Genomic DNA, 26,925 nt, shown 5'->3' on the forward strand with positions numbered 1-26,925 from the left:
CCCTTACCGTGACACTGAACGTGACCGCGATATTAACGCGACACTCAACATCCAGAGCAAGTGCATATTGGAATTACAGACAGCGGGAGCAGTCAACGAGCAGCAAATAGATTATTTACTGCATATTTGTACGATATATCGAGATTCTTTAACAAAGCTGTCAGCACCATATCAGCTATTTCCTTGATTTTTATTTTTTGTTCCTGGTTTAGTTCCTGTGAGATAAAATGAGTATAGAGCTCGTTAAAAACATTAAGTTCTTTTACTGATGAGTGTTTCCCACTTAAATATGGGAGACTGATGTTATATTCCTTCTCTGCCAATTTAGCCACATTACCAACATACGAAAAGAATGATTTACCACTTAACTCAAGGATCATCATAAACCAGAATCTGATTAACGGTTCTGAATTTTTTAACCCACACAATGAAAACTTAACCAAGTTTTCTCGATGGGTATCCATATCTGCATTAAGAAATATAAAATCAAGTGTGTCACTTGCTGTCCAACGTAACATTTCATCAAGCTGCAGTGATTTCCAATCATTATAAAATAAATAACTATGCTCTGAAAGAAGTAATGCATATTCAGTTATGAGTCTTTCACTCTCAGATTCTATCCGCTCATAAGGAAAGACGTACCTGTTAATATCTCTGTACCCCATAATGTCCACGGTCCACAGAGGGATAAAACTTTTTAACTTTATTAACGGATTAATAGAAGTAGATTTTAGCCATTCATAAAATGGATGCTTGGATATCTGTTCAAGATAATTATTTATATGTTGGATTATATCGTTACTATGGTTATTCCCGGTGATAAGGAAAAGGTCAGGATACTGTGGGTACTCATTGTTACCTATAATAGTTAACATTTCTGGGAATTTTGGGTAGGACTGTGTCAGAATATAATTAGACGTATAATTGTAAAATGCATTGTGAATCCCATGAAAAATATCAAACATGCGCTGTGAGAGGCTCCTGACTTTTTCATTGGCATCTTGCTCCAATACTATATTCTCGAACACACCTTCCGATTCCCAGACATGTCCATTCTCAAGATTGAGATGAAATGTTCCAAAGTAACGAAGTGATATATTTAAATTCACAGCTATTCTATCGGCAATAGGACTTATTCTCGAAAAAAACACGTTACCGCATGTTTCTCCTGATTCAGAATGAGCATAACGTAAAATAGGATCACTTTCATCATCTATACAGAGCCTCATGAAATCAATTCCATATTTTCTGAAACACTCCATCTCCGAGCTGATAAATAACCAGTAAATAATATCACTGGAATTCCATTTTAACTTATCATCAATATGTAGCTTCCTCCAGTCCTCAAGAAATAATCTGGAGTGTGTTTCATCTTCAATGGTGCCACCGTTGATTACCGATTTGAAACTAGTATCAGGAGTCTCAAATCTAATAACCCATTTATTCATATCTCTAAAATTCATGATAAAATGAACCATAGCAGGCATAAACATAAGTTTATTATTGAATTCGATTTTATCTGTGCTAATCAGATCATAAAAAACATGTTCTTCAAGCTTTTTCTTTTGTTCATCACGAAATTGATAAAATGTCTTCATAATTTAACTCACTTTTGTTTAACACATTCTTACATTAATACAAATTTTATATTATTCACACAATTCGACAGCTCCTCGCCAGCATTGAAATCCACCAAGGCATTAAGCAATGCGAGGTAAAACGCCTAAAATACTTTTTATCATCATTGATCGATAGTGCCAGTAATAAAGTGTTAAATATTGTGCAAAAGTAGACCAAAGAGATCGGGGAATTATGATGTAAAAGTGCCCCCCAATTATTTCCTTTTTTTGTGGGGATTCCTCAGGTTCCGAATACTATCAGAAGTACGGCATTTAACAGAAAACTGGCCGGGAACCCTCAATGGCAGTGGTACTAAAACCGGAGGGACTACAGTTCAATCATGTAAATTTTTCATTTTTCAGATATTTCTTTATCAACCCACAACAATAGTAACTATTTAGTTTTGTCCTGATATTACGGTAATCCTCAAGGTGAGATACATCTGGTTGATGATGAGACATTTTCGAATGAGGGAAATCCCCCTACACCCCCTCCTCCGCACAAACATCGCCCTTTCACCGGCTTGGATTAAACTCTACAATGGCGTCGTCTCAACGGGGTGCAAAATATTGCCAGCTCGGTTTAACTCGGTATCGCAGGTGTCAAAACCCAGCGAACCGGGTTATGACAGTGGCGAACAGCGCGGAGTGACCGGAACATACACCATGACTTTATCAATCATGGCGATGCGCGGATCACCCATACTGCTCAATACTGGAACCACCTAACCGCCGCAATTTTTTTCGCTGAGAGTAAACCCGTCGAACCTGATCCGGTTAACCCCGGCGGAGGGATTTGAGAATGATAACGACCGTATCATCACGGATACCAATGTTAACTACCGCCTCAGATACCTTTGCCACCTTTATGTTCAAGGAGTGCAAAGTGTTTAAACACATTATTTCCTGCTTATTACTGATATCAGCCACCTCCGTGCTTGCCGCAGAGAAACCCACTCTGACGGTATATACCTACGACTCCTTTGCTGCAGATTGGGGTCCAGGCCCGGCGATTAAGCAAGCCTTTGAAGCTGAATGCGATTGCCAGCTAAAATTTGTGGCACTGGAAGATGGTGTTTCACTGCTGAACCGCCTGCGGATGGAAGGTAAAAACAGCCAGGCCGATGTGATTTTAGGGTTGGATAACAATCTGGTACAGGCGGCAGAACAAACCGGCTTGTTTACCCCAAGCCAGGTTGATACCCGTAACCTGACCCTGCCAGAACCGTGGCAGAATAAGACGTTTGTCCCTTATGATTATGGCTATTTTGCCTTTGTGTATAACAAAGAAAAACTGAAAAACCCGCCAAAAAGTCTGCACGAATTGATCAGCAGTAAAGAACCGTGGAAAGTGATTTATCAAGACCCACGTACCAGCACTCCGGGTCTGGGTCTGATGCTGTGGATGCAAAAAGTCTATGGCGATCAAGCCCCGCAAGCATGGCAACAACTGGCGCAAAAAACTGTCACGGTCACCAAAGGCTGGAGCGAGGCATATGGCTTGTTCCTTAAGGGGGAAGCGGATTTAGTACTGAGCTACACCACGTCTCCGGCTTACCATTTGATTGCAGAAAAGAATAACAACTATGCAGCCGCCGATTTCAGTGAAGGTCACTATTTACAAGTAGAAGTCGCCGGTCAACTGGCCGCCAGTAAACAACCTGAACTGGCGCAGCGCTTTATGCAATTTATCGTGACCCCTGCATTCCAAAACTACATTCCAACCGGCAACTGGATGTATCCAGTGATCAAAATGGATCTACCCGCCGGGTTCGAGACACTGACCGTGCCACAAAAAGCGTTGCAATTTGATGCTAAAGACGTGGCGGATAACCGCAGTAAATGGATTCAGGCATGGCAATCCGCCGTCAGCCGTTAATCGCTCCCTGGCTATGGCCGGGGGTGCTGGCCGCCGGGCTGATTGTCGTGGTCGCCTTGCTGGCGTTCGCCGCTATCTGGCACCATGCACCCACGGCAGATTGGCAAAGTGTCTGGCATGACAGTTATCTGTGGCACGTGATCCGCTTTACTTTCTGGCAGGCATTTTTATCTGCCCTACTGTCGGTGATACCCGCCATTTTCCTGGCGCGCGCGCTGTACCGCCGTAACTTTCCTGGCCGCCAGTTCATGCTGCGTTTATGTGCCATGACGTTGGTTCTGCCAGTGTTAGTCGCGCTATTCGGCATTCTGACGGTCTATGGCCGTCAGGGGTGGCTGGCTCATCTGTTTGGCTGGCTGGGGGTGGATTACCGCTTCTCCCCCTATGGCTTGCAAGGTATTTTGTTAGCGCATATCTTCTTTAACCTGCCACTGGCAACCCGCTTGTTGTTACAGTCGCTAGAAGGCATCGCCGTGGAACAACGCCAACTGGCCGCACAACTGGGCATGAACGGCTGGCAGCATTTTCGCTGGGTAGAGTGGCCTTATCTACGTCGTCAAATCCTGCCCACTGCCGCTTTGATATTTATGCTGTGCTTTGCCAGCTTTGCCACCGTGCTGTCACTGGGTGGCGGGCCACAGGCAACGACCATTGAACTGGCCATCTATCAGGCATTGAGCTACGACTATGATTTAGGCCGTGCCGCATTATTGGCGCTGATACAACTGGGCTGCTGCCTGGGTTTAGTGGTACTCAGTCAGCGGCTAAACAGCGTGTTGACGGTAGGTAATACGCATGGGCAAATATGGCGTAATCCGCAAGACAGCGGCTGGGCGCGCCTTGGCGATACCCTGCTGATTTGCAGCGCATTACTCTTGATGGTACCGCCATTGCTAGCAGTTGTGATTGATGGCAGTAATAAAACAATGCTGACCGTGTTACAACAGCCCGCACTCTGGCAGGCGTTCTTTACTTCAGTGACCATCGCTATTGGTGCTGGGCTATTGTGTGTCACCCTAACCATGATGCTGCTATGGAGTAGCCGCGAACTGAAATTACGCCAACGCGCGGCTTACGGTCAGGCATTGGAGGTCAGCGGCATGGTTATTCTGGCGATGCCCGGCATTGTGTTGGCAACCGGTTTCTTCTTGTTGCTGAATGATACGCTGGGATTGCCGCAATCTCCTTATGGGTTGGTGATCCTCACCAATGCCCTGATGGCCGTGCCCTACGCATTAAAAGTGCTGGATAACCCGATGCGTGATCTGGCTGAGCGCTACACACCGTTATGTTTATCACTGGATATCCGTGGCTGGCACCGTTTACGTTATATCGAGCTACGCGCCCTGAAACGCCCATTGGCTCAGGCACTGGCCTTTGCCAGTGTGTTATCTATCGGTGATTTTGGCGTAGTCGCGTTATTTGGTAATGAACACTTCCGCACCCTGCCATTTTATCTTTATCAGCAAATAGGTTCCTACCGCAGCAATGATGGCGCAGTGACTGCGCTGTTGCTATTGATGCTCTGCTTCCTGCTGTTTACCCTTATTGAACGACTGCCGAGCCGCCATGCTAAAGCTTGAGAAAATCACCTATTTGTATGACCACTTACCAATGTGTTTTGATCTGCGCATTCAACCCGGCGAGCGGGTGGCGATCCTTGGCCCAAGCGGCGCAGGTAAAAGTACTCTGCTGAGCTTGATTGCCGGTTTTCTCGCCCCGACCGGTGGTCATATGCTGCTGAATAATCAAGATCATACAGCCAGCGCCCCTGCCAAAAGACCGGTATCGATGCTGTTTCAGGAGAATAACCTGTTTGCACATCTCACCGTCGAACAGAATATCGGGCTAGGTTTACATCCGGGGTTGAAGCTCAGTGGTGAACAGCAATTGCTGTTACAACAAATTGCCCAGCAAGTTGGATTGGAAAGCTGCCTCGACCGGCTACCCGCACAACTCTCGGGGGGGCAACGCCAACGGGCGGCATTGGCCCGCTGCCTGGTGCGTAGCCAACCTATTTTGTTACTGGATGAACCTTTTTCAGCGCTGGATCCGGCACTGCGTAATGAAATGCTGCAATTGGTTGATCAGGTGTGCGTAAACCGCCAGTTGACGCTGCTGATGGTGTCACACAATTTAGATGATGCCGCACGTATTGCACCGCGCACGTTGTTGATTGTCGAGGGCCGTATTGACTACGATGGCCCCACACAGGCCTTGGTGGACGGCAGTGCGGCGAAAGCCAGCGTACTGGGTATCAAAAGTGCCGTTATCTCTTGATCCCTCGCTGCGGTAACCTCGGCGACTAACACACGATAGAATAGGGTTGTCAGTCACCGTGTCCGGGGTTTACCCAGCCAAGACTTTCCACAAAAGATGGCGATATATTGGCATCAGTGGCTGCATATGTAGCCAGATAAAGCTGGCGATAGCGACCGCAATGGTTAACAGCGTCACCCAACGCAAGCGGGCCAAGGGGAGCCACACACTCAGGCGGTCTGGGCTGCGCTTACCAAAACGCCACCAGCGCCATGATAACCACAACGACAGCCAAATCAGTACCACTACCACAAACAGTAGGCACTTAAACATAAAGCTATTACTGCTCGGCGGGATATCAATGGCAACCCCAGCCAATATACCGGGGAAGAGATAAATCGGCGGCCATGTCAGGCCACCAATCACACTGGGTAAGGCAAACTTTGCCGTTGGCAAGTTCAGCATCCCAGCCACCATGGGTACGATGGGCCGTGTCGGGCCAATAAAACGCCCCAAGAGTACCGTTGCCATGCTGTGGTTATGCAATGCATGCTCAGTTTTATTCAGCAACGATTTATGTTTTTGCAGGAAAGACCAATTGTGTAGCGGCGCTTTAAAACGGCGGCCAATGAAATACGATATCCAATCCCCTAACAGGCAACCGAAGGTCGCGGCAGCCCAAGCGAAATAAAAATCCACTTCGCCACTGCCAATCAGCGCGCCCACGCTGGTCATCATCACCGTTCCCGGTAATAACATGCCCACCAGCGCTAAAGATTCGAGAAAAGTGACTAACATGACGATAAATAGCGTAAAAGCCAGGGATTGCGTTAATAAATGTAATAAATAGGCTTCCATAAAGTTGTCCGTTAGTTAGCACTCAGGACTGAGGCGCGAGGATTGTCCAGCGCAACGCGAAATGAGTCAATCAGCGATTTGCGTAAATAGATTTCAATTTGCTATTGAAATAGACAATACCTGTATAAAAACCCATACTAATACAGTATAAATCTTCAGGCGTTATTCATTCACATCTTATTTAAGGTAACAGCGTGGGGCAAACCCGTCAGGGCTTCCTGCTAACCCGCCACTGGCGGGATACACCAGCAGGCACCGAAGTTGAATTCTGGTTGGCAACGGATGAAGGGCCACAGCATGTCAGGCTGCCACCCCAGCCATCGGTCGCCTTTATCCCAGCCGAACAGCGGCAACGGGTAGAAACCCTATTACGCGCAGAACGCCATTGGCAACTGCGCCCTCTCGCGCTGACTGATTTTCACCAACGCCCGGTTCTTGGCCTGTATTGCACTCAGCATCGCCAGTTGATCCGCCTGGAAAAACTGCTACGCGAAAGTGGCGTGAATGTTTACGAAGGTGATATTCGCCCGCCAGAACGCTTTCTGATGGAGCGGTTTATTACTGCCCCCGTATGGTTTAGTGGACAGGAAAATGGCCATGGCCCACTACTCAATACACAACTAAAACCCGCTGATGACTATCGCCCAACCCTCAAACTGGTTTCCCTGGATATCGAAACCAGTGAACATGGCGAACTGTACTGTGTTGGGCTGGAAGGGTGTGGACAACGTCAGGTCTACATGTTGGGGCCACCCAATGGGGATACCACGGGTACCACCTCGCTCGATTTTAATCTGGAATATGTTGCCAGCCGCCCATTACTATTAGAAAAACTCAACCAATGGCTGGCAGTGCATGATCCCGATGCCATTATTGGTTGGAATCTGGTGCAGTTCGATTTACGGGTATTACAGAAACACGCGGATCGCTACCAAATCCCGTTGCGCTTTGGCCGTGGCGGTAACCTGCTCGAGTGGCGTGAGCACGGCTTTAAGCAAGGGCATTTTTTTGCTTCCGCCGCCGGGCGCTTAATTATTGATGGTATTGAAGCACTGAAATCCGCCACGTGGAACTTCCCTTCCTTCAGTCTGGAATCTGTCTCGCAAACTTTACTTGGCGAGGGCAAAGCCAGCGATAGCCCCTATCAGAGGATGGATGAAATTAATCAGCGCTTCGCCCATGATAAACCGGCACTGGCCCGTTATAACCTGAAAGACTGTGAGTTGGTCACGCGGATTTTTGCCAAAACGGAGTTGCTAAGTTTCTTACTTGAACGCTCAACCGTGACCGGGCTGGCAGCCGATCGCAGTGGCGGTTCGGTAGCCGCGTTTACCCACCTTTATCTGCCACGAATGCACCGTATCGGCTATGTTGCCCCCAATTTAGGTGAATTGCCGGAAGAGCACAGCCCCGGTGGTTTTGTAATGGATTCCCAGCCCGGTTTGTATGATTCAGTGCTGGTACTTGACTATAAAAGCCTGTACCCATCGATTATCCGCACCTTTTTAATCGATCCGGTCGGTCTGGTGGCGGGGATGCAGCAACCTGATATTCAGCACTCGGTACCGGGGTTTCGTGGGGCCTGGTTCTCACGCGAGAAACATTGCCTGCCCGCCATTGTTAACCAAATCTGGCAAGGACGGGAAGCGGCAAAACGCCAGCAAAACAAGCCGCTGTCACAGGCGCTGAAAATCATTATGAATGCCTTTTATGGCGTACTGGGTTCCAGTGGCTGCCGTTTTTTCGATCCCCGGCTGGCGTCATCCATTACCCTGCGTGGTCATGAGATCATGCGCCAAACCCGTGAGTTAATTGAAGCACAGGGCTATCAGGTGATTTATGGTGACACCGATTCAACCTTTGTTTGGCTGAAAAGCGCCCACAGCGAGGAGCAGGCAACACGCATCGGTAACGAGCTGGTACAGTTGGTGAATCAATGGTGGCAAAACCATATACAGCAAAACTTTAATCTGCCCTGTGCATTAGAGTTGGAGTTTGAAATCCACTACCGTCGTTTTTTAATGCCTACCATCCGGGGTGCGGAGCAAGGCAGTAAAAAACGCTATGCGGGGCTGATCTCCACCCCAACTGGAGATCAAATGGTTTATAAAGGGCTGGAAACCGTCCGTACCGATTGGACCCCACTGGCACAGCAATTCCAGCGCGAGCTGTATCTGCGTATCTTTCAGCAACAACCTTATCAAGATTATGTGCGGGATTACGTGGCCCGTACCCTGAATGGCGAGTTGGATGAGCAACTGGTTTACCGCAAACGCCTGCGCCGACGGTTAGATGACTATCAGCGCAACGTCCCTCCGCACGCTAGGGCGGCACGTCTGGCCGATGAGTTTAACCGTAAGCTTGGCCGGCCACTGCAATATCAAAATGGAGGGTGGATCAGCTATGTGATGACCACCGCAGGCCCCGAACCTTTAGAAACGCGGCAATCGCCCATCGATTATGATCACTATCTGACACGCCAGCTACAACCCGTAGCAGACGCTATACTTCCCTTCACTCAGGATGATTTCACCACACTGATCACCGGCCAGATGGGACTTTTTTAATGATAATAGAGCTGTTTTAGAGGTGACGAAGCGCTCGCCTTCCTTTACCATAGCGCCCTTGCCAAAATTTGTATCAATCATATTTACATAACCGACTGATCGTTGTTATCCGCGCAACCGGATTCTGCCTGTGAACCGTACCTTCTCAGACAGACATTCAGGCCGCACCACTTATGCGGATAATAGAAGACTATCGCGGATAGAAGACTATTGCCGTGGTTCGCGCTATTTGTGCAGATAGGACGCTATTTGTATAGATAAAAAGCCAGTTGCACGGATAAAAATTTAGTTGCATGGATAAAAGCGAGTTGCGTGGATAAAAAGCTATCGCCAGCCATTTTAGTACCGTTCTCTATAAGAGATTATTTACCCAGAGTTTTCTACAAGACGTTGCTATATAAGATACTGTTCTACAAAAAGATTGTTTTACCCCAAAATTGTTCTATAAGACATTGATCGACAAAGAATTCTCTAACTCACTGTCCAACAAAAAAATCGAGCCGATAATTTATGCCTTTTACACTTGGTCAACGCTGGATCAGCGACACAGAAAGCGAACTTGGATTGGGTACCGTCGTTGCCATTGACGTACGCATGATCACCTTACTGTTCCCTGCAACCGGTGAAAACCGCCTTTACGCCAGAAATGACTCGCCAATCACCCGGGTCATGTTTAATCCAGGCGATACCATCACTCACCACGAAGGCTGGCAGCTGAAAGTGGAAGACGTGACTCAAGAAAATGGGCTGATTACCTATATCGGTACCCGTTTGGATACTGAGGAAACCGGCGTTGCCATGCGTGAAGTTTTGCTCGATAGCAAACTGACTTTTAGTAAACCACAGGATCGCTTATTCGCCGGTCAGATCGATCGTATGGATCGCTTTGCCCTGCGTTTTCGCGCCCGTAAATATCAAAGCGAGCAGTTCCGTTTGCCGTGGAGCGGCCTGCGCGGTATCCGTGCCAGCCTGATCCCACACCAGCTACATATCGCTTATGAAGTGGGTCAGCGCCACGCGCCACGGGTATTACTGGCCGATGAAGTGGGGTTGGGTAAAACCATCGAGGCCGGGATGATTATCCACCAGCAACTGCTGGCTGGCCGTGCTGAACGGGTGCTGATCGTGGTACCTGAGAGCCTGCAACATCAGTGGCTAGTAGAGATGTTACGCCGCTTCAACCTGCGCTTCTCACTGTTTGATGACAGCCGTTATTCCGAAGCCTTGTTGGACAGTAGCAATCCGTTTGATACCGAACAGATGGTGATTTGCTCGCTGGATTTTGTTCGTCGGAATAAGCAGCGGTTAGAACAACTGGCCGATGCTTCCTGGGATCTGCTGGTGGTGGATGAAGCGCACCATCTGGCCTGGAGCGAAGAGGCTCCAAGCCGTGAATATCAAGTGATTGAACAATTGGCCGAGCATATCCCCGGCGTGTTGTTATTAACGGCAACACCAGAGCAATTGGGCCAACAAAGTCACTTTGCCCGCCTGCGTTTGCTGGATCCAGATCGCTTCCATGATTACGAAGAGTTCGTCAATGAACAGCAGAAATACCGGCCAATCGCCGATGCTGTCACCTTGCTGTTAGGGGGCGAGCGTTTAACCGATGATAAGCTGAATCTGTTAGGCGAACTGATTGATGAACAAGATATTGAGCCACTACTGAAGGCAGCCAATAGCCAACGTGAAGACAGTGAAGCAGCGCGTCAAGAATTAGTCACCATGCTGATGGATAGGCACGGCACTAGCCGGGTACTGTTCCGTAATACCCGTAATGGGGTGAAAGGCTTCCCGCACCGCGTCTTACATCAGATTAAGCTGCCATTACCGACACAGTACCAAACTGCAATTAAGGTCTCTGGCATCATGGGGGCGAAGAAAACCCTTGATGCACGTGCAAAAGATATGCTTTATCCCGAACAAATCTATCAGGAGTTTGAAGGCGAAAACGCCACCTGGTGGAACTTTGACCCACGGGTTGAATGGCTACTCAACTATCTGGTTGCCAACCGGGGTGAGAAAGTGTTGGTGATCTGCGCACAAGCCGCTACAGCTTTGCAGCTTGAACAAGTGTTACGTGAGCGTGAAGCTATTCGGGCCGCCGTCTTCCATGAAGGTTTATCGCTGATTGAACGTGACCGTGCCGCCGCCTATTTTGCCTCAGAAGAAGATGGTGCTCAGGTCTTGCTGTGTTCCGAAATTGGTTCAGAGGGGCGTAACTTCCAATTTGCCTGCCAATTGGTCATGTTCGATTTGCCATTCAACCCAGATCTGCTGGAGCAACGTATTGGCCGTTTGGATCGTATCGGCCAGAACCGTGAAATCCAGATTATGGTGCCTTATTTGGAAGACACCGCGCAGGCAATACTGGTTCGTTGGTATCACGAAGGTTTGGATGCGTTCGAACACACCTGTCCAACGGGTCGTACCATTTATGACAGCAGCTATCAGGAACTGATTAGCTATTTGGCCACGCCAAGTGAGCAGGAAGGGTTGGATGAGTTTATCCACACCTGCCGTCAGCAGCACGAAGGGTTAAAACTTCAGTTGGAACAGGGCCGTGACCGCTTACTGGAGATGCACTCTAACGGCGGCGAACATGGGCAGGAGCTGGCACAGACTATTGCTGAACAAGATAATGACATCAATTTAGTCAGTTTCGCACTCAACCTGTTCGATATTGTCGGGATCAACCAGGAAGATCGCAGCGATAACCTGATCGTGCTGACTCCGTCCGATCACATGCTGGTGCCCGATTTCCCCGGTTTGCCACCAGATGGCTGCACCGTCACCTTTGATCGTGAACAGGCGCTCTCGCGGGAAGATGCCCAGTTTGTCAGTTGGGAGCACCCCATCATCCGTAATGGGTTGGATTTGATCCTGTCTGGCGATACCGGCAGTTGCGCGGTGTCTTTATTGAAAAATAAAGCCTTACCCGTCGGTACCCTGCTGGCTGAGTTGGTTTACGTGGTCGAGGCACAAGCACCGAAACACTTGCAACTGACCCGTTTCTTGCCACCGACCCCCGTGCGTATGCTCATGGATCGCAACGGCACTAACCTGGCGGCACAGGTTGAATTTGAAAGTTTCAATCGCCAACTGAATGCGGTAAACCGCCATACCTCCAGCAAGCTGGTCAATGCGGTTCAGCAAGAAGTTCACACCATGTTGCAACAAGCCGAAGCACTGGTAGAAGCGCAAGCGCAGGCTCTGATTGAAACGGCAAAACGCGAGGCCGATGATAAGTTGAGTACTGAACTGGCGCGTCTGGAAGCGTTGAAAGCGGTTAACCCGAATATTCGTGATGACGAAATAGAGGCGCTTGAGCATAACCGTAAGATGGTGCTGGAAAACTTGAATCAAGCAGGCTGGCGTTTAGATGCTATCCGGCTGGTGGTGGTAACACATCAGTAGTTCTTTGAAATAAAATCGCTCTTTGGCATCAATGAAAATATCCGAGGTTATTGACAAAGTGCCCGCGACGGAGAGAACAGGCAGATCGTAAAGACGCCGTAAATACATCCATGTAGGCTCGAGCCGCGCCATCCCTGGCGCGGACGCTTTACTCTTCTGCCTATCCTCACCGTTCAAGAGTAAGTCATCGGGGTTTGTCAGCAATCTGAAATATCCGGGGCATTCCCCCGGATATTTTTTTGTCTGACGACTGCCCGCTACATTTTGGGCAATTTATCAAACATACTTTTCATTTCCTCTGGGAAACCATTGGAGAGTGTACTGCGAAGATCACTCATGGCTCTCTCGAAGTCCTTCGGACGCTCCTCACTTTGCATTTTCTGGTGAGCATCAACATTGTCCTGCAATCCTCCCAATATCTTATTCATATCGCTCATCATGGTTTCGCAGGATTGATTAACCGATTGCATGATACTGCGAGCGGCATCGGCCCCTGACATCTCCATATTTTGCATTCCTTTTACAAAAGGTTTCTGCAAATCAGATTGAGATTGCTGACCAAGGTCAGTAGATGACTTCAATACATTCTGGATGTTTTTAGGATCTAGCATTTGCATTTCCTTATTTCGCGGTTAGAGATTCTTAGGACATGAGAACTGTGCCAATGCTTTTGACCACAGCGGATAATCTTTCATGGTGGAACTCAACTCAATTTTGAAGACGCCACTCACGTTATCCATCACCATCATGAGTTCACGGCTATTGACCCCGAGTGGCCTAGGGTTACTAACGTCATACATGCGGAAAATAGCCCACGGACCATTGAAGCTAACGGTTTCCACATTTCCATCCTGAGTTTTGAACGTCAGGCGGATATACACCCCACCTTTCGGTCCTGGCCAATCAACTTTTACCGGTTGGTTAGAACCATGGCTGTAGTTAATAATCTGGCCATCGACATCAAGAACCGCTTCCAAAATTGATGGCGTCAGTGAGATAGGGCGAATGATCATCGACATCGCCATCTTGCCGGAGGCATCAAAGAAGGTGTCGCGGATTTGTGCTGAGTTTTCAAACGAACGCAGAGTTTTAGGGGTCACCACACCATTACTGTCAGGTTTCACCTTCCAGCGGTTGCCGTTAGTATCGACATACGGTGCGAGATTCTGATCAAAGAAGCTTTGCATCGCCCCAGAACGACCAAACATACGGTTGAAATCGCCAATACCTATCTCTTCGCGGGCCAAACGATTAAAGGGATAACGGCCACTGACGGCGTTGCTGCATAAATCAGAGGCAATTGAAGAGACGCCCTTGCTGAGGTTGGCCTTACTTTGTTGCAGACTTTGTGTTTGTCCGACGGACAGCAGATCCATCATAATGCTGCGCACCGGCTCTGGCTGACGGGCCATATCGATTTGCAAGCGACTAAAATCGTTATTTTGCGGCAAAATCTGCCCTGCCCGAAGGGAGGTCGAGAGCGTTATCAACTGGTTATAAATCTGCTCGAAGGTTCGGCCCAATGGATCAGAATTGCTGGTAGACGCACTTTGCAGGGCATATCCCAGACGTCTTAGCAGTTCAAAGCGATCCTCCACCGCTTTTTCTGGCGTCAGTCGAAAACGAGAACGCTCACCCGACATTTCGTCAATGATGCTACGACGGGCAGTGGTGAGTTTATTACGTTGGATACTGAACCAACCTGACGACATCGCCCCTTTACCATTATTGTCAGTGGTCAGGGTTATTTCACGTGTAGAGAAACGCACCAGATTAGCCAACGGGGATGACGGGTCTGAGAGTTGCCTTGCCAGCAGGGCCGCATCATCAAGTCCGTTGATCGGGCGCACCCTGATATCATTGAAGAATGCATCCCATTGGTTGGCATACTCCATCAGATAATACTTGCGCGCTTCATCGGACAGTTTTTGCGCCGCAGCCAGTAAACTGACCTGACTAACCGAAGCTTTACCGTCACTCAACACCCACGCTTCCTCATTAATCATCGCTTCCGATGCGTCCTGAAGTTGTGGGTTAACCACATCGTGGTAGCTGGCCCGAGTGTAGAAAGCAGGGATCGCCAAATCCGTTACTGTACTGGGGCTTTTACGTCTCAGCATCAGTGTTACGCTAGGGCCGGCTGCATCAGCCAGACTAAGATCCTCAATCCTCGCGGGCAGTGGGGCGTCATGAATACGATTAATCACCCGGATGTGTATCGGTGTTTTCATCGCTTTAATGCGTGATTCACGGATCAGCTCATCATTCAGCTTAACTTTCGGGGCCGCTGAGGCGGTGTCAGAAAACAGTTCACTCAAATGATAACTGAAGAGTTTGCGGTCATTTTGCCCATATCCCTGAGGGGCAAAACTTTCCCAGCGCGACATAAACCATTGCACCAATGCCTCCTGAGAGCGGTGATCAGGTTGTCCGAGCATCAGGTAAACTTTCAGCGTGTCATAGTTGTCACCGTCAGGAGATTGAGTGTCCTTTTTCAGCTCGTTGGTGACATAGTTTTGTACCGCAGGCCAGAATACTTTATTCAGGTGACGATGGTAGGTCTGCAACATCGCCTGATTCAGTAAACGGTGCTCGAAGTAAGGTGTCAGCAGTGGCGGAGAGCTTTCCAGATAATGGGTGTTGATATACCCCAACTGTTCGTAAGCTGCGACCAGATTATCGTTGACCTGATTCGTTATTGGGATGTCACGCACGATCCGTCGGGTTTCTTCAAACCGAGCTGTCGCATAGCCAATATAGTCATATTCCCAAAAATAGCGGGCGCTCAGCATCAACAATAAGATGCAGAGCACAAGGGCCACGAACACATACTTACCGATGTTTAACAGACGATTTCGCAGAGGCATTGGGCCGGTGGCGTGTAATACCCCCCTTTCGGTGATCGCTTGACTCAGTGCCGGGAAATACATCTGCCCAGCAGGCCGGCTTTCAAAGGTGCTGGTCGATGACGGGTAATACAACGCCTCCCATGATGTCAGATTTTGGGTACTGCCAAACCAGAACTGCCGCAAACAACCGGTATAGCCAATAGGTGTCGCCGGAAACATTTGTTCGAATAAGCCAAACAGGGGTTTTTGTAGCGCTCCCAGGCTTTCAGTAAACAGCAGCAATTGGTGGCGCATCTCCATGTTGGGCGAATCGTGTAGTATTTCCAACACATAGCGGCTAACACGTGTCAGGAGTTCACGGTAACGTTCTTCATCGGCAACGAAATTGTTCTGACCCTTTTCATTATGGGTCATGCTAATCCCAAGCCCTCCAGCCAGAAGCTCGTCATTCATTAGCGAGAGGAAGGTTTCGCCACCGGGTAACTTATCGATATTGTTGAGGAGCAAGTACACCGCAATATCGGCCTGAAATGTCGAGGCAACTTCCAGGATCCGCAGGCGCAACGTATCAGCCAGTGACTTACGTTCAGTCACCGAAGAGTTCAAAAGCACGCTGACGTCAAGGCAAAGAACAATCCCATCAACCCCCGGATAACGGCGATATTTGCGGATCATAGAGAACAATTTTTGCCGAGCCGTTCCAGCTTCTTCGCTCTGACCATGCAGCAGGATCCATTCCCCCGCCGTGTCGATGTAAACAGCACGATCCGTCAGCCACCAATTACAGTCCTGTGTTGGCCCAATATCCGTGGTCTGCGCTAAACCATACTGTTCTGAGAGTAGGAACTTCTCGCTACTCTCATAGACTATCGACGTTTTACCGCATCCGGGTGGCCCCATGACCAGAAACCACGGTTTAGCATCGATATATTGGCGCTTACGCCGTTGACGCCAGCGCTGCCAGCGTGTTTTCTGGCTCGAAAGATCCGCATGTTGCAAGGTGAGCATCGCATCATGAAAACGTGCAGAAACGCGATCAAGCTGAACCGTTTTTTTCTTGCGCTTGGGAAGCGGCGCACGAGCATAACGAAAAATCCAACTGAAGAAAATTGCAACAAATGGCCACAGTGCCCAAAATAAAATCAGAGCAATAATGATCTTACGAACCCATACCCCCCCCAGAGGGAAATAGGGGCCAATAGCGATCAGCGGCCCTATCCACCACACAATATAACAAAGCACTAGGGCAATGATTAAAATCAACATTCTGCGTATCATAGCAATTCCTATTGTTGGGTATTCGTTCCTTGAACTTCTGGTGTCGGGTTCTCCAGGAATTGCTTCATGGCCTTATCGGCATCGCGCTGGCCAATTTTCCATAGGATATCCACACGCCGGTTACGCTTGCGTCCTTCTTCCGTTGCATTGTCAGCTAAAGGATCGCTCTCCCCCCGTCCGATGGCACTTATTTCTCGTTGATGGGTTTCGTTGATTTGAGTGGATTCCCGCAGTTTATCTGCCACCACCGATGCTCTGGCCGCGGAAAGTTTGAGGTTGTTGTTACCGGAAGTGCTGCGGAACGGTTTGTTATCCGTATGACCAATAACCTCGATATCTCCCGGCCATGGGGCTAATGCCTGCCCAAGACGTTCGATATTCTTCTTGTTGATAAACTCTTCCGAGAGGGTCGCTTCACCCGTGCGGAACGCGCCGTCGGAGGTGAAGATTAATAGCCATCCACGCGGATCTTTCCTGACCTCCAACCACCCTTCATTCAGGATATTGGATAGAGGATTCGGCAAGGTCTCCATGATGTTGATTTTCCGCGGTTCAGGTAGTACCCAAGTCAGAATGTTGCTGCGGATCTGTTGGGATTGCTGATGGAGATACCACGCCGTGACGCCGTAAGCACAAAGGCACAGTGCGAAACCGTAGGTGAAGATTTTCAGCGCCTTGATATATTGGCGACGCGGAGAACCTTTAACCGCTTGCGCGATGGCCAAAGATTGTGTGGCGTCCTGGCCGTAAAGTTGCGTGTGGAGACGGCTGCGTAAATCCATCAGCAGAACCGCACCGTGCTCTATCATCTGGTATTTACCGTCAAAACCAAGGCACATAATCAGATCATAGAATTCCAGAACTTCCCGGTACTGTTTCGGCGAGTTCATATAGACCCGCAGATGTTCGAAGCAGTCCTCACCCCCCCAGGCATCACGGTGAAACTCAACTAACAGACTTTGGTTGTAGGAGTCTGGGGTTTGCAGCCCGTTAAAAATGCCATCGATATAGGTACATAGCAGGTAAGACAGGTGGTTAATGTCTTCTTGCGGGTAGTTCTTTTTCTGCAAATGTTGCTGGAAATATTGTAATTCCCGCACAATCGGTGGCCTGACCTCTGCGGCGTTACGCGTCGGCCAGCTACGGATATTTTCTACCAGCAGCAGCAAAGGCATAGCCGCAGCAATATAGGCGTTATCCCAGGCACCCAATAACATCCCAGGGCGCTCATATAAGCCCCTGGAAATGCCATGCGGCATACGCTGTACCTTCGCTATATTGTTGTTATTCGCATTTGGATTGTTGTTATTCGCATTTGGCTGTTGCTGATACAAAGTTACCGGTGGCGCACTCGTGCGCGCCATGTTGTTGCCCGAGGCAGCCTGGTCCGCGAGATCTTCCTCATAGTTCTCCGCCTGTGACGTTGACGAAGAGCCACTTCTAGGGACAATCCCACCCAATGAGGCTACGGTGCTTTTGGCTTGCCACATTGGTGTAGTCAGTGACTGTTCCGCATGTTTTGCGCCATTGCGTGCTGCGGAAATGGCTGCACGGATCTGGCGTTCAAATTCGTTCATCCGAGCCTTCCTTGTCGCAAGCCCCATACTTCAAAACGCAACTCTGGGAAATCACCCACGATGCTGAGTGCGATAGCTGAACCAGACATCATTTCTTTATACATAGGATCATCATGGTCAACTTCGAAATAGACGCTATTCGGGTAATAAGGAATATATCTTGGCGGTGATGACATCGGGATCATCCGTGCGCCAGGCAATTGTAGGTCGATCAATTGTACAATTTTCTCCACCGGCCCCAGTTTGGTTTGCGCCGGGAAGTAAGTGCGAATGGTCTCGGAAGGCAGTTTGGAACTGACGGTGAAGATCAGTTTTTCCAGACGCAGTTGTGAATCGTTCTGGCACAGGTAAATATTGTCGCCACGTTCGATAAACGGTAGAGCCACTGCCGGTGCTTCGATCACCAATGAGAGTGCGCGACGTAAGGCGGCAAACAGCGAGAAATACCCGTTGTGCGGTTCATGATGCGTATAAAGCAGATCTTGTCTCGACCAAGGTTTTTCTCCGCCGGGGATAGTACTGAGACGCCCCAACAACCCAAGCAATAATTGGAACAACTGCTCAGGGTGTACCTGTTTTTGCATCAACACATGTGAAATTTTCAGGTTATATTCACTGAGTGTTTGCAGTAATAGCAGTTCCAGTAACTCCGATAACCCACCGACTGAGAGCGTCACATCTGGCCGGTAAACCGACTCCAGTCGCTGAACGATCAACCCTAGCAATTCGGTTACCGCATTATCGATCCACCCTATGGCGCGAAAATCCAACATCGGGGGCAGGAATTTATCATCCAGAATCAGACGCCCATCGCGGGTGCGCTCTTTGATATAGGCTACAGGCAGCATCGACTCTGCATCACTGACGCTGGCACGTAAGCTGAGCTTGGATTGCAATTGCCCCAGTTGAAGGGTGGCGATCAATGGCGTTCCTTCAGCAGCGACGCCATGGTTTCGGTCTTGAACTTCAGCATCCAGCGCAACGAAACGGCTACCTTGGTTACTCTTTTTCAGATCTATATAGGTATTGCCGGGTATATCCATCAGGACCGAAAGGCACACGACACTGCCTTGGCAGTTCTCCCCCGGATCAAAGGGCAGCGGTAATGGCTCATCACCCGCCATATGAAAAGGTGTACCGTCAGGGAAAACACCACTGGCCTGATTGAGGGCGATCTTGCCCTGATCCAGCAGCCCTTGATTGATACTCAGGCTATGGAAGCCCCACGCCAGCGCGCTGAGGCTACGCGCCCGCATTTCAGTTAAATGTTCTAGATATCGTTCCTGTTGTTGAAAATGCTGGGGTTCCATCAGCATCCCTTCCACCCAAGCAACACGTTGTTTTGGCAGCATATTATAAGTCCTTTGCAACTTTTTAGTCTGTTGAAACTTTTTAGTCTATTGACGCTTTCCAGTCTGTTGACACTTGCCAGTCTGTTGACGCTTTTGATGACCTACTTTGTTGACGCTTTTAATGACAGGGCCTTACCATCAACGAGCACCACACGGTTGAAATCAGCACGGGCATCAGATTTCAGCATTAATAGGCTTTTACCGTTACTCATCTCCTGAAACTCAGCCGCGATTGCCCACCAGCGCTCTTGTTCAAAGGGAACATCGCGGGAATATTGACGCTCCTCCGCCGGCGCAAGGATGTATTCCGTCACGCTAACGACTTCACCTCCTACACTGATGCCACTGCATAGCGTCCCCTGATACAAACCAGGGGGTGACCACCCCTCTTTATTCAGCTCAATAATGCACACCTTCAAGGGCTGTGCCTGACCGTTGGGCCCAGGATTGATGAGAGGAGCCGCAATAACCTGCAAGTCAATCCGCCGTTTCTGTAACGCCGCTTCCGAGGACGAGGAAAACCAGCTACAGCCGCTGAGCAGGACGCAACCTGTCAGGATAAAAATAGGCAACACACGAAAGAGGCTACGCATTGACAAAATACTTGGTCTGGCTGGGTGCAATTTGCGTCGAAGGCGCGTTGTAATTATTGGTCATACTCATATCTCCTAAACGTGTTGCTGGGCTTCCCTGAATGAAATACTTTCCTGATCCCTGCATAGGATCCATCTTGGCCGAATGTGTCCCCGAGGCCGCCCCCATCACAGATCCTCCGTCTATCGTTGCTGGACGAATGGTGTTGAGATTCTGTTCGTTACCCCCACAGCAAAAATAGTTACTGACATTAGGAATACCATTGGCGTTGGGCGCGGTGTTGGGAGCAGATATCGGGATCATCGGGTCACTACCGGTAAAGCTGATCCCACCTGCGCGAGTATTGGCTGCTGTCATCGTGATTACCCCATATGAACCTGTCCGCCGTCGATTTTAAGCACGGCAGAGGCATTTAATGATCCGATACGGCTATTAATCATCAAGCTTTGATCAGCTAACTGATTAATGTGGCGGGCATGTACATCGTCGGTATTTTCAACTTCTCGACTCGCTTGCTTGGCTCTCACGAATAGAGAGTCAGCAACCTGATGCATCGTTTTAGCCACCCATAGGGTGGTGCGAGTCAGCAATGAAAAATGACGCGTGTGGATCTCAACGCGATCCGGGCTGTGGATCTCTAATGCGGTGGTAACAAGGTGCAAAGGCACGTCACCACTGTTCATCACCAACGGAGCGTCAGGGCTGGTACGGTATAAAATGGCCGTAATGTAGATCTGCTGCTGGTCAATAACGGCACTGACCAGATCACCGTTTTCTGGCTGAAATAGACAACTGGACGCCGTGATTACGGGCAACGTTTCATACCCGAGCAGTGATACGCTGGCGTTACCTGGGCGGATAACCTTCGCGGTTATCACCTGTGGTGGTGCAGATACGGCTGGCAACGGCGTCCGTGGCGAATAAGACAGATAGTTGGGTAACGGATTTTTGGGTTTTAGCAACGTGGTTAATCTAGACATAGCGGCTGGCTCCTGAAGGTATCGAAGGAAATTTAGGGTTATTTTTTGGACCGGGTTGATGATGGCCATACCAGTTATCAATCTGGCTCAGCAAGGGATCCGGCATTTGTAGCGGTGTGTCCAGCGTGGGTATTTGCGCGCCGTGGATACGGGTTTTGCTAAGTTTACTGGCCTGTAACGACGACTCGCTCAACATGCAACTGCGCAAATCAGCTTTGGTTAAATTGACCTGCGTTAAGTGACATCGCGTCAGATTGGCCCGTAGCAAAGAGGCGTTTTGCAAATCGGCGGTGTCAAAATTGCAATCGCGCAATGTGGCATCAACAAACTGCGCCGCCGCTAATTGCGCCATGTTGAAGTCACAGCCCTCGAGTGTCGCTTCACTGAACAGCGCGGCGGCCAAATTAGCGTCACTGAACCCGCACTGTGTTAGCGTGCTTTTGTGAAAATTACTGTTTTCTAGCGGCTGGTGACGAAAATCCACTTGCTCAAGTTGGCACTGACTCCATACCACCGTATCGCTACGAATCGCTTGATATTGGCACTCTTTCAGTACACAACTGCCCATCACCTGACGTATGAGATCGCTGTTTTTCCACACTGACTGTTGGATAGTGCATCCATGCCAGCTGGAATCTTGCATTTTGCTATCACTCATCGTCAGGTGAGTCATCGGGGTGTCTTGCACTGTCCAATAATTAAGCTGGATATCCTGCAATTGGGCATCATCGAGCTGACAACTGGTGAGCAACCAGCGCTCAATTAAGCACCCCGTGAGGTAGCATCCCTGCCATTGCACCTCTATACATGAGGCATTGAGTATAGAAACGCCTTGCGCTGAAACGTCATTGAATTTACAGAAACGGAAACTGCAGTTTTCCACTCTGCCACCGTCCAGTCGCAGGTGCGTAAAATGACAACTTTCAAAATGAATATTGCGTACCGCAATCTCGGCAAATGAAATATCCGTGAAGGTGCATTGAATAAAATAAACCTCGGACAGCGTAAACTGCTGCAACTGACGCTGCGTAAAGTGCCGGCCAATGATCCGACGTGGGCCGTCGGGAGGCATAATAGGGGTGTCAGACGGTGTCATTCCATGCTCCTTTGAAACATGATATTTATGCCGGGACGGTGTAACGACGCGGGATCCAGTGCGTCTTTTCCGTCAAACAATGTTCAAATCGGGTGTCCATGTTTTGGCTGATCATTGCCAGATTGGCGCCCGCCAGATTGCAGCGCTGGAAACTGGCATCACGTAAATCAGCGTTGTAAAACATGCTTTGCTGTAAGCTGGTGTTCTGCCAGTGGCTATGGACTAAGTTGGCGTCTTTCAGCCGCACCGCGGTCATATCACAGGCAATCAACGTCGCCTGCGAGAAATCAGCCTTATCGCAGCAACTCTCCAACATCGAACAATTAATAAAGGTACTGGATTGTAAATTGACCTTGAGGAAGCCCATTTTATTCAGGCTGCACTGCTCAAAATGCGATTCAGAGAGATCGGTATTCAGGCCCGTAGTCAGGCTGTTGAGATAACAATGACTCAAGCGCGCGCCCACCCAACTGCTGCTAATAAACGAGGTTTTCTCTATCGTACTTTCGGAGAAACAAGCCTTCGAACCGTCGCATTTTTCAAATATGCAAGACGTAATGATGACCTGATTAAATTGTGTTTGATCACAATGTGTTTCGGATAAGAAACAGCCATTCAGCGTACAATGCTCAAACGTGCCAAGGCTGAAGTCACTGTGGTTAATCAGGCAGTTATCTAATGTATTGTCGATAAAATGACACTGTTTAAACAACCCATGCTCAAAGGTAGATTTCTCCCATTTACAGTGGGTAAAGGCAGCTTTTTGCCACTCAGCCTGTTTAAACAAACAGCTACTTAAATGCACATTGTTCCAACGGGAGTTTTCAAAATCACTTTGCGTAAACTGGCAATGCTCGAAGGTACAGTCTTTAAATGTCGTCTTATCGAAATGGCAACCGGTAAACATGCAATAGCGGAACTGCTTGTTGTCCAAGGTCATTCCAGAGAAGTCAGTCCCTAAAAATGTGACGTTGGTTGCCGTATCTTCTTTGCTTTCCAGCCATTGGGTTCCCGCTTCCTCTTTACCGGCGGCGGGGACGTTCAAATCACCCAGCGTCTCTTGTTCTTCACTCTTCTGCTGTTCCTGCCGATCGATAGCATCCTGAACATCCTGATAGAAACGTTCGGACTCTGCTTCAGACATGGCGGAGGCGCTATAACGCAGCGAGTCTGGGTGATCTGCCAGATCCCGAATCACGTTCAGCGACATACCTTCTGGCATCAGTTGCGGATCTTTGAGGAATTCAAAACTCGCGACACCTTCAACGCTGCGACTTTTATAGACCTGTTGGTAATATTCCAACTCACGTAGCGAATGGGAGTAATCCAATCCCACCAGCAACGTATCGATAGGCTCATCAAAAAGGTGGGTCAGTGGCACGCTACCGGTAAACACCATTAGCCCCATGTCGTTATCCGGTAACAGCCACAATGTTTTCCGCAGCAAGGTCACCTCACTAGGTGGCGCTGAAGGGTTATCCCAAACAAACGCCCTCGCACTGACCGCAGGAAACGTGCCGCTGATCTCCGCATTGTCCGGGCGAAAGCCGGTGAGTTTGAACGGCACGTTATCAGGCCAGGCGCTTTTCTTCAGCCACTGCCCTGGCGGAGCCATTTGGAAATAACGACGGTCAATTTTCGGTGGCAAACCGGGATAAAATGTTTCCAGATATTGAGGATCGGTCATGGTCGAGGCGACCTCATTGATATGCACTTTACGCAGTTGGAAATCATGGGGTACTGGTGACGGGGACGCCAGCGGTGAGCGAACGATAGCAGAGCCGTCCAAGCCTAAAGACATAATCGTCGGTTTTCGCTCATCGTTATACCCACGTCCCAGTGGATTCTCCTTACAGCCTTTGCCTCCCCAGCTTTGTGTATGGTCCATCGACATACGTAAGAAAGGTTTAATGACCAGCCCCGTTTTGTTGCTTTCGCCCTCAATACACCAGCGCCGGGTTAGTGAGCCAACACTAACCTCTGCACTCAGCGAGGTAACCTCTTCCCCAATACCGGCATGACCGGCCAGCAAAAACTCAGCAAAGGGTTTTGGCTCAGCAGTGTCCAACATGCGGAAAGAGAGCGGTGCCGCTTTCCATGCCTGCCAGATCTGTGACTCCGTCACCATATGCTCAGGTTTAGAGAGATAACAGCCAGCAACGACACTGATCCCCATATGGCTTTCATGGCCTATCTGGTAACTGCTTTTCAGGACCACGAGCTGTTGCGGGCGAATGATGCGCATAATGCTTCCTTTTCAGTTTTTGCTTTGCATGCCAACGGTTTTCAGATCGACACCCACATCGGAATACTGAGCGCCGGTATAACTGACGGATAATCCCGTGGTGCTGATACTGCTACCGGTAGTACTGACGCTACTGCCCGTGGTGCTGATACTGCTTCCTACCGTCCCTATACTGCTGCCCGTCGTGGAAATACTGCATCCCGTGGTACTGGTGCTGTTACCGGTCATGCTGACTGAATTACCGGTAGTAGAGGTGCTGCTACCCGTAGTACTGGTGCTGACACCAGTAGTACTGACGCTGCTGCCCGTACTGCTGACACTGCTGCCAGTAAAGGAGGTGCTATCACCGGTGATGCTGCTACTGGAACCCGTCTGACTCATACTATGCCCGGTGATGCTGGTGCTCATTCCAGTCATGCTATGGCTACTGCCTGTCATGCTATTGCTGGTACCTGTAAACGAGGAGCTACACCCGGTCATCGAGTTGCTGACACCGGTTAGCGAGTTGCTGGCCCCGGTGAAAGAGGTACTGACACCAGTAAACGACGCGCTCACGCCAGTAAAAGAGGTACCTATCAAGGTGAAACCGACACTGACACCCGTGACGCTGGTGCTCATTCCGGTGACAGATAAGCTCGTTCCCGTTGTCGATACACTGATGCCAGTCGCGGAGACACTCATGCCCGTCACCGAGAAACTGAAGTCTTTGTAGGAGATATGGTTGTTGATCCACTCCGTGGCCGTACGTTCTACCGTGTCGTATTTATCCTGACCAACGGCCGTCGCACTGTTACGTTCAACGGTTCTTTGTAAGTCGCGCTCAGCATGTAGCATGATCCGCTCATTGCCCCGATTATCATCGAAGGTAAGCTGGCTGGCGTGTTGTGGCTGACCAAAGCGCAGTGAGCGTGAAACAAAACCTGAGTAGTTAATGTGGTCTGGTAAACGGTAAGGCGGTGGATTCTCGCCGTTGTAGACGATCCCGGTCACCATTGGGCGATCAAGGTCGCCGTCAACGTAATTGACCAGCACTTCTTGCCCAACCCGAGGCATCGCCAGGACGCCCCAGCCTTTACCGGCCCACGCCTGTACTACGCGGATCCAGCAGGAGCTATCATCTTCAGTGGTTTTATAACGATCCCAGTGAAAGTGAACACGAATACGGGCGAACTTATCGGTATGCACTTCTGATTCACGCGCGCCGACCACCGTGGCACTTTGCACACCAGGGACCTTTGGCGGTGGCGTGACACATTGTGGACGATAAACGACGTCATCATTCAATGCCTTAAACTTACAGGCGACATTACGGCCCTGGCTCGCACTGTCCGGCCCATCCTGGACAAAACTGTAGTCACAACTGATCAGTTTGAATCCCCGATTACGGTTGTTATCAGGGTGCTGTACCAGAGCAAAAGAGCGCCCTGGCACTAATCCTGTGGCATTACTTTCACCAGACAAGAGCTGCCCATTACTCTGTATAGCTTCAAGGCGTAAACGGGCGATGCTCTCACCATGCTGGGGATCGGTATAACCCGCCGCGTAGTCATACCATTCCAGTGGCACGCCTTGCAGGTGTTGGCGGCTTTCTTCGATATGGGTTTGTAATGTATTGCGTGGATTAAGGAAATCGAAGTCACGTAAGACAATTTCGCTGGAGTGGATGCGTTGTGAGCGTTGAATACGCTGTATCCCCTCACGGATGGCGCGCATCTCTTCACTGTCAGGCAGGAAACTCAGTTCTGCATAATTCCCTTCCAATACGGGGAATTGTTGCTGATCTGTCATGACCAGCGTGTGCTTATCTTCATTATGTTCGAAGTAATACCAAACACCTTCGTCTTCCATCAGACGATTAACAAAGTCGAAATCGGTTTCTGCAAACTGTACGCAGTACTCACGTAACCGATAGTTACCGACAATATCAAAACGGTAATCCGCAAAGTTATATTTGGAAAATACCTGTTCGATAATATCGATAATATTCAGGTCCTGAAATATCCGGCAGTTACGGTTTTGCATCAAAAACCACGTCCAGGTACTCAGTTCCAGGCTGTAAACAAATTTGTCTTGCCGTTGCCCTTCATCAGCACCGGCGATCACATAGGTAAAAAAGGTCCGGTAGCCGGCTGAGTCAGGTAACTCAATCCTGACTTTGATGATTTCCCCCAGCAGACTGACCAGATCGAGGTCCGCTTCTGCTACCTGAAATACCAGTTGGTAGGATGGATTCCCTGACACTTTTTCCTGGGTCTTGAAGGAGAGAGGAAAAGCATCCTGGCCCGATAAAACCTCATTCTCTATCTCAATTAATTGCATAACGGCCCCGTTTAAAATAAATGTGTACTCACGTCA

General features: G+C 49.2%; 18 protein-coding genes and 1 pseudogene. 6 read left to right on the forward strand and 13 right to left on the reverse strand.

Going from position 1 to position 26,925, the window contains the following annotated elements:
• Nucleotides 1-92: 92 nt before the first annotated feature.
• Nucleotides 93-1,598, reverse strand: coding sequence for a hypothetical protein (locus tag AC971_RS04940; RefSeq protein WP_025382572.1), 1,506 nt, complete (start codon nt 1,596-1,598; stop codon nt 93-95).
• Nucleotides 1,599-2,219: 621 nt separating this feature from the next.
• On the opposite strand from AC971_RS04940, the gene AC971_RS25480 reads away from it, so the two are divergent.
• The 4 genes from AC971_RS25480 to thiQ all read left to right on the forward strand — a co-directional run bounded on the left by AC971_RS25480 (nt 2,220) and on the right by thiQ (nt 5,778).
• Nucleotides 2,220-2,348: a hypothetical protein gene (locus tag AC971_RS25480; protein WP_258179756.1), complete on the forward strand. Its 129-nt coding sequence runs from the start codon at nt 2,220-2,222 to the stop codon at nt 2,346-2,348.
• A 157-nt stretch (nt 2,349-2,505) separates the two neighbouring features.
• The gene (gene thiB, locus AC971_RS04945; protein WP_072081204.1) at nt 2,506-3,498 is read left to right on the forward strand and encodes a thiamine ABC transporter substrate binding subunit; all 993 of its coding nucleotides are present in this window, start codon (nt 2,506-2,508) and stop codon (nt 3,496-3,498) included.
• On the forward strand, nt 3,474-5,081 hold the full coding sequence (gene thiP / locus AC971_RS04950) for a thiamine/thiamine pyrophosphate ABC transporter permease ThiP (RefSeq protein ID WP_025382570.1): 1,608 nt from the start codon (nt 3,474-3,476) through the stop codon (nt 5,079-5,081). The genes thiB and thiP overlap by 25 nt, the downstream gene beginning before the upstream one ends.
• Nucleotides 5,068-5,778 (forward strand): thiamine ABC transporter ATP-binding protein ThiQ, encoded by a 711-nt coding sequence (gene thiQ, locus AC971_RS04955; RefSeq protein ID WP_025382569.1) that lies wholly within the window; start codon nt 5,068-5,070, stop codon nt 5,776-5,778. Before thiP ends, thiQ begins: the two co-directional genes overlap by 14 nt.
• A 69-nt stretch (nt 5,779-5,847) precedes the next feature.
• Here the strand turns inward: thiQ and AC971_RS04960 are convergent, their stop codons facing one another.
• The gene (locus tag AC971_RS04960) at nt 5,848-6,615 is read right to left on the reverse strand and encodes a DedA family protein (protein ID WP_025382568.1); all 768 of its coding nucleotides are present in this window, start codon (nt 6,613-6,615) and stop codon (nt 5,848-5,850) included.
• 194 nt (nt 6,616-6,809) lie between these two features.
• On the opposite strand from AC971_RS04960, the gene AC971_RS04965 reads away from it, so the two are divergent.
• The gene (locus AC971_RS04965; protein WP_025382567.1) at nt 6,810-9,182 is read left to right on the forward strand and encodes a DNA polymerase II; all 2,373 of its coding nucleotides are present in this window, start codon (nt 6,810-6,812) and stop codon (nt 9,180-9,182) included.
• Between the two features lie 510 nt (nt 9,183-9,692).
• On the forward strand, nt 9,693-12,599 hold the full coding sequence (gene rapA / locus AC971_RS04970) for an RNA polymerase-associated protein RapA (protein WP_025382566.1): 2,907 nt from the start codon (nt 9,693-9,695) through the stop codon (nt 12,597-12,599).
• A 43-nt stretch (nt 12,600-12,642) separates the two neighbouring features.
• Here the strand turns inward: rapA and AC971_RS25035 are convergent.
• From AC971_RS25035 to vgrG, 11 genes and pseudogenes are all read right to left on the reverse strand, one after another.
• Nucleotides 12,643-12,711 (reverse strand): annotated as a pseudogene (locus AC971_RS25035) (gluconate 5-dehydrogenase); the annotation flags it as partial.
• Between the two features lie 145 nt (nt 12,712-12,856).
• Entirely contained in the window at nt 12,857-13,210 is a 354-nt protein-coding gene (locus AC971_RS04975; protein ID WP_002210468.1) for a DUF6277 family protein, read from the reverse strand.
• Nucleotides 13,211-13,231: 21 nt separating this feature from the next.
• Nucleotides 13,232-16,726 carry a type VI secretion system membrane subunit TssM gene (gene tssM, locus AC971_RS04980; RefSeq protein WP_025382565.1) on the reverse strand — a complete coding sequence of 1,165 codons (3,495 nt, stop codon included), beginning with the start codon at nt 16,724-16,726 and terminating at the stop codon, nt 13,232-13,234.
• A gap of 8 nt (nt 16,727-16,734) precedes the next feature.
• Nucleotides 16,735-18,303: a type IVB secretion system protein IcmH/DotU gene (gene icmH / locus AC971_RS04985; RefSeq protein ID WP_025382564.1), complete on the reverse strand. Its 1,569-nt coding sequence runs from the start codon at nt 18,301-18,303 to the stop codon at nt 16,735-16,737.
• A complete protein-coding gene (gene tssK, locus AC971_RS04990; protein ID WP_025382563.1) occupies nt 18,300-19,655 on the reverse strand; it encodes a type VI secretion system baseplate subunit TssK in 1,356 nt (451 codons plus the stop codon). The genes icmH and tssK overlap by 4 nt, the downstream gene beginning before the upstream one ends.
• A 101-nt stretch (nt 19,656-19,756) precedes the next feature.
• A complete protein-coding gene (gene tssJ, locus AC971_RS04995) occupies nt 19,757-20,248 on the reverse strand; it encodes a type VI secretion system lipoprotein TssJ (RefSeq protein ID WP_025382562.1) in 492 nt (163 codons plus the stop codon).
• A complete protein-coding gene (locus AC971_RS05000) occupies nt 20,241-20,606 on the reverse strand; it encodes a PAAR-like domain-containing protein (protein WP_025382561.1) in 366 nt (121 codons plus the stop codon). Before AC971_RS05000 ends, tssJ begins: the two co-directional genes overlap by 8 nt.
• 5 nt (nt 20,607-20,611) lie before the next feature.
• Nucleotides 20,612-21,229: a DUF3540 domain-containing protein gene (locus tag AC971_RS05005; RefSeq protein ID WP_025382560.1), complete on the reverse strand. Its 618-nt coding sequence runs from the start codon at nt 21,227-21,229 to the stop codon at nt 20,612-20,614.
• Nucleotides 21,222-22,325, reverse strand: a complete 1,104-nt coding sequence (locus AC971_RS05010) for a pentapeptide repeat-containing protein (protein ID WP_025382559.1) — start codon at nt 22,323-22,325, stop codon at nt 21,222-21,224. Before AC971_RS05010 ends, AC971_RS05005 begins: the two co-directional genes overlap by 8 nt.
• Before the next feature lie 25 nt (nt 22,326-22,350).
• On the reverse strand, nt 22,351-24,570 hold the full coding sequence (locus AC971_RS05015) for a DUF2169 family type VI secretion system accessory protein (RefSeq protein ID WP_038402122.1): 2,220 nt from the start codon (nt 24,568-24,570) through the stop codon (nt 22,351-22,353).
• Between the two features lie 12 nt (nt 24,571-24,582).
• Nucleotides 24,583-26,889, reverse strand: a complete 2,307-nt coding sequence (vgrG, locus tag AC971_RS05020) for a type VI secretion system tip protein VgrG (protein WP_048677413.1) — start codon at nt 26,887-26,889, stop codon at nt 24,583-24,585.
• Nucleotides 26,890-26,925: the final 36 nt, after the last annotated feature.

The sequence above is a fragment of the Yersinia similis genome (genome assembly GCF_001053095.1).
In the GTDB taxonomy this organism is placed as follows: Bacteria; Pseudomonadota; Gammaproteobacteria; order Enterobacterales; family Enterobacteriaceae; genus Yersinia; species Yersinia similis.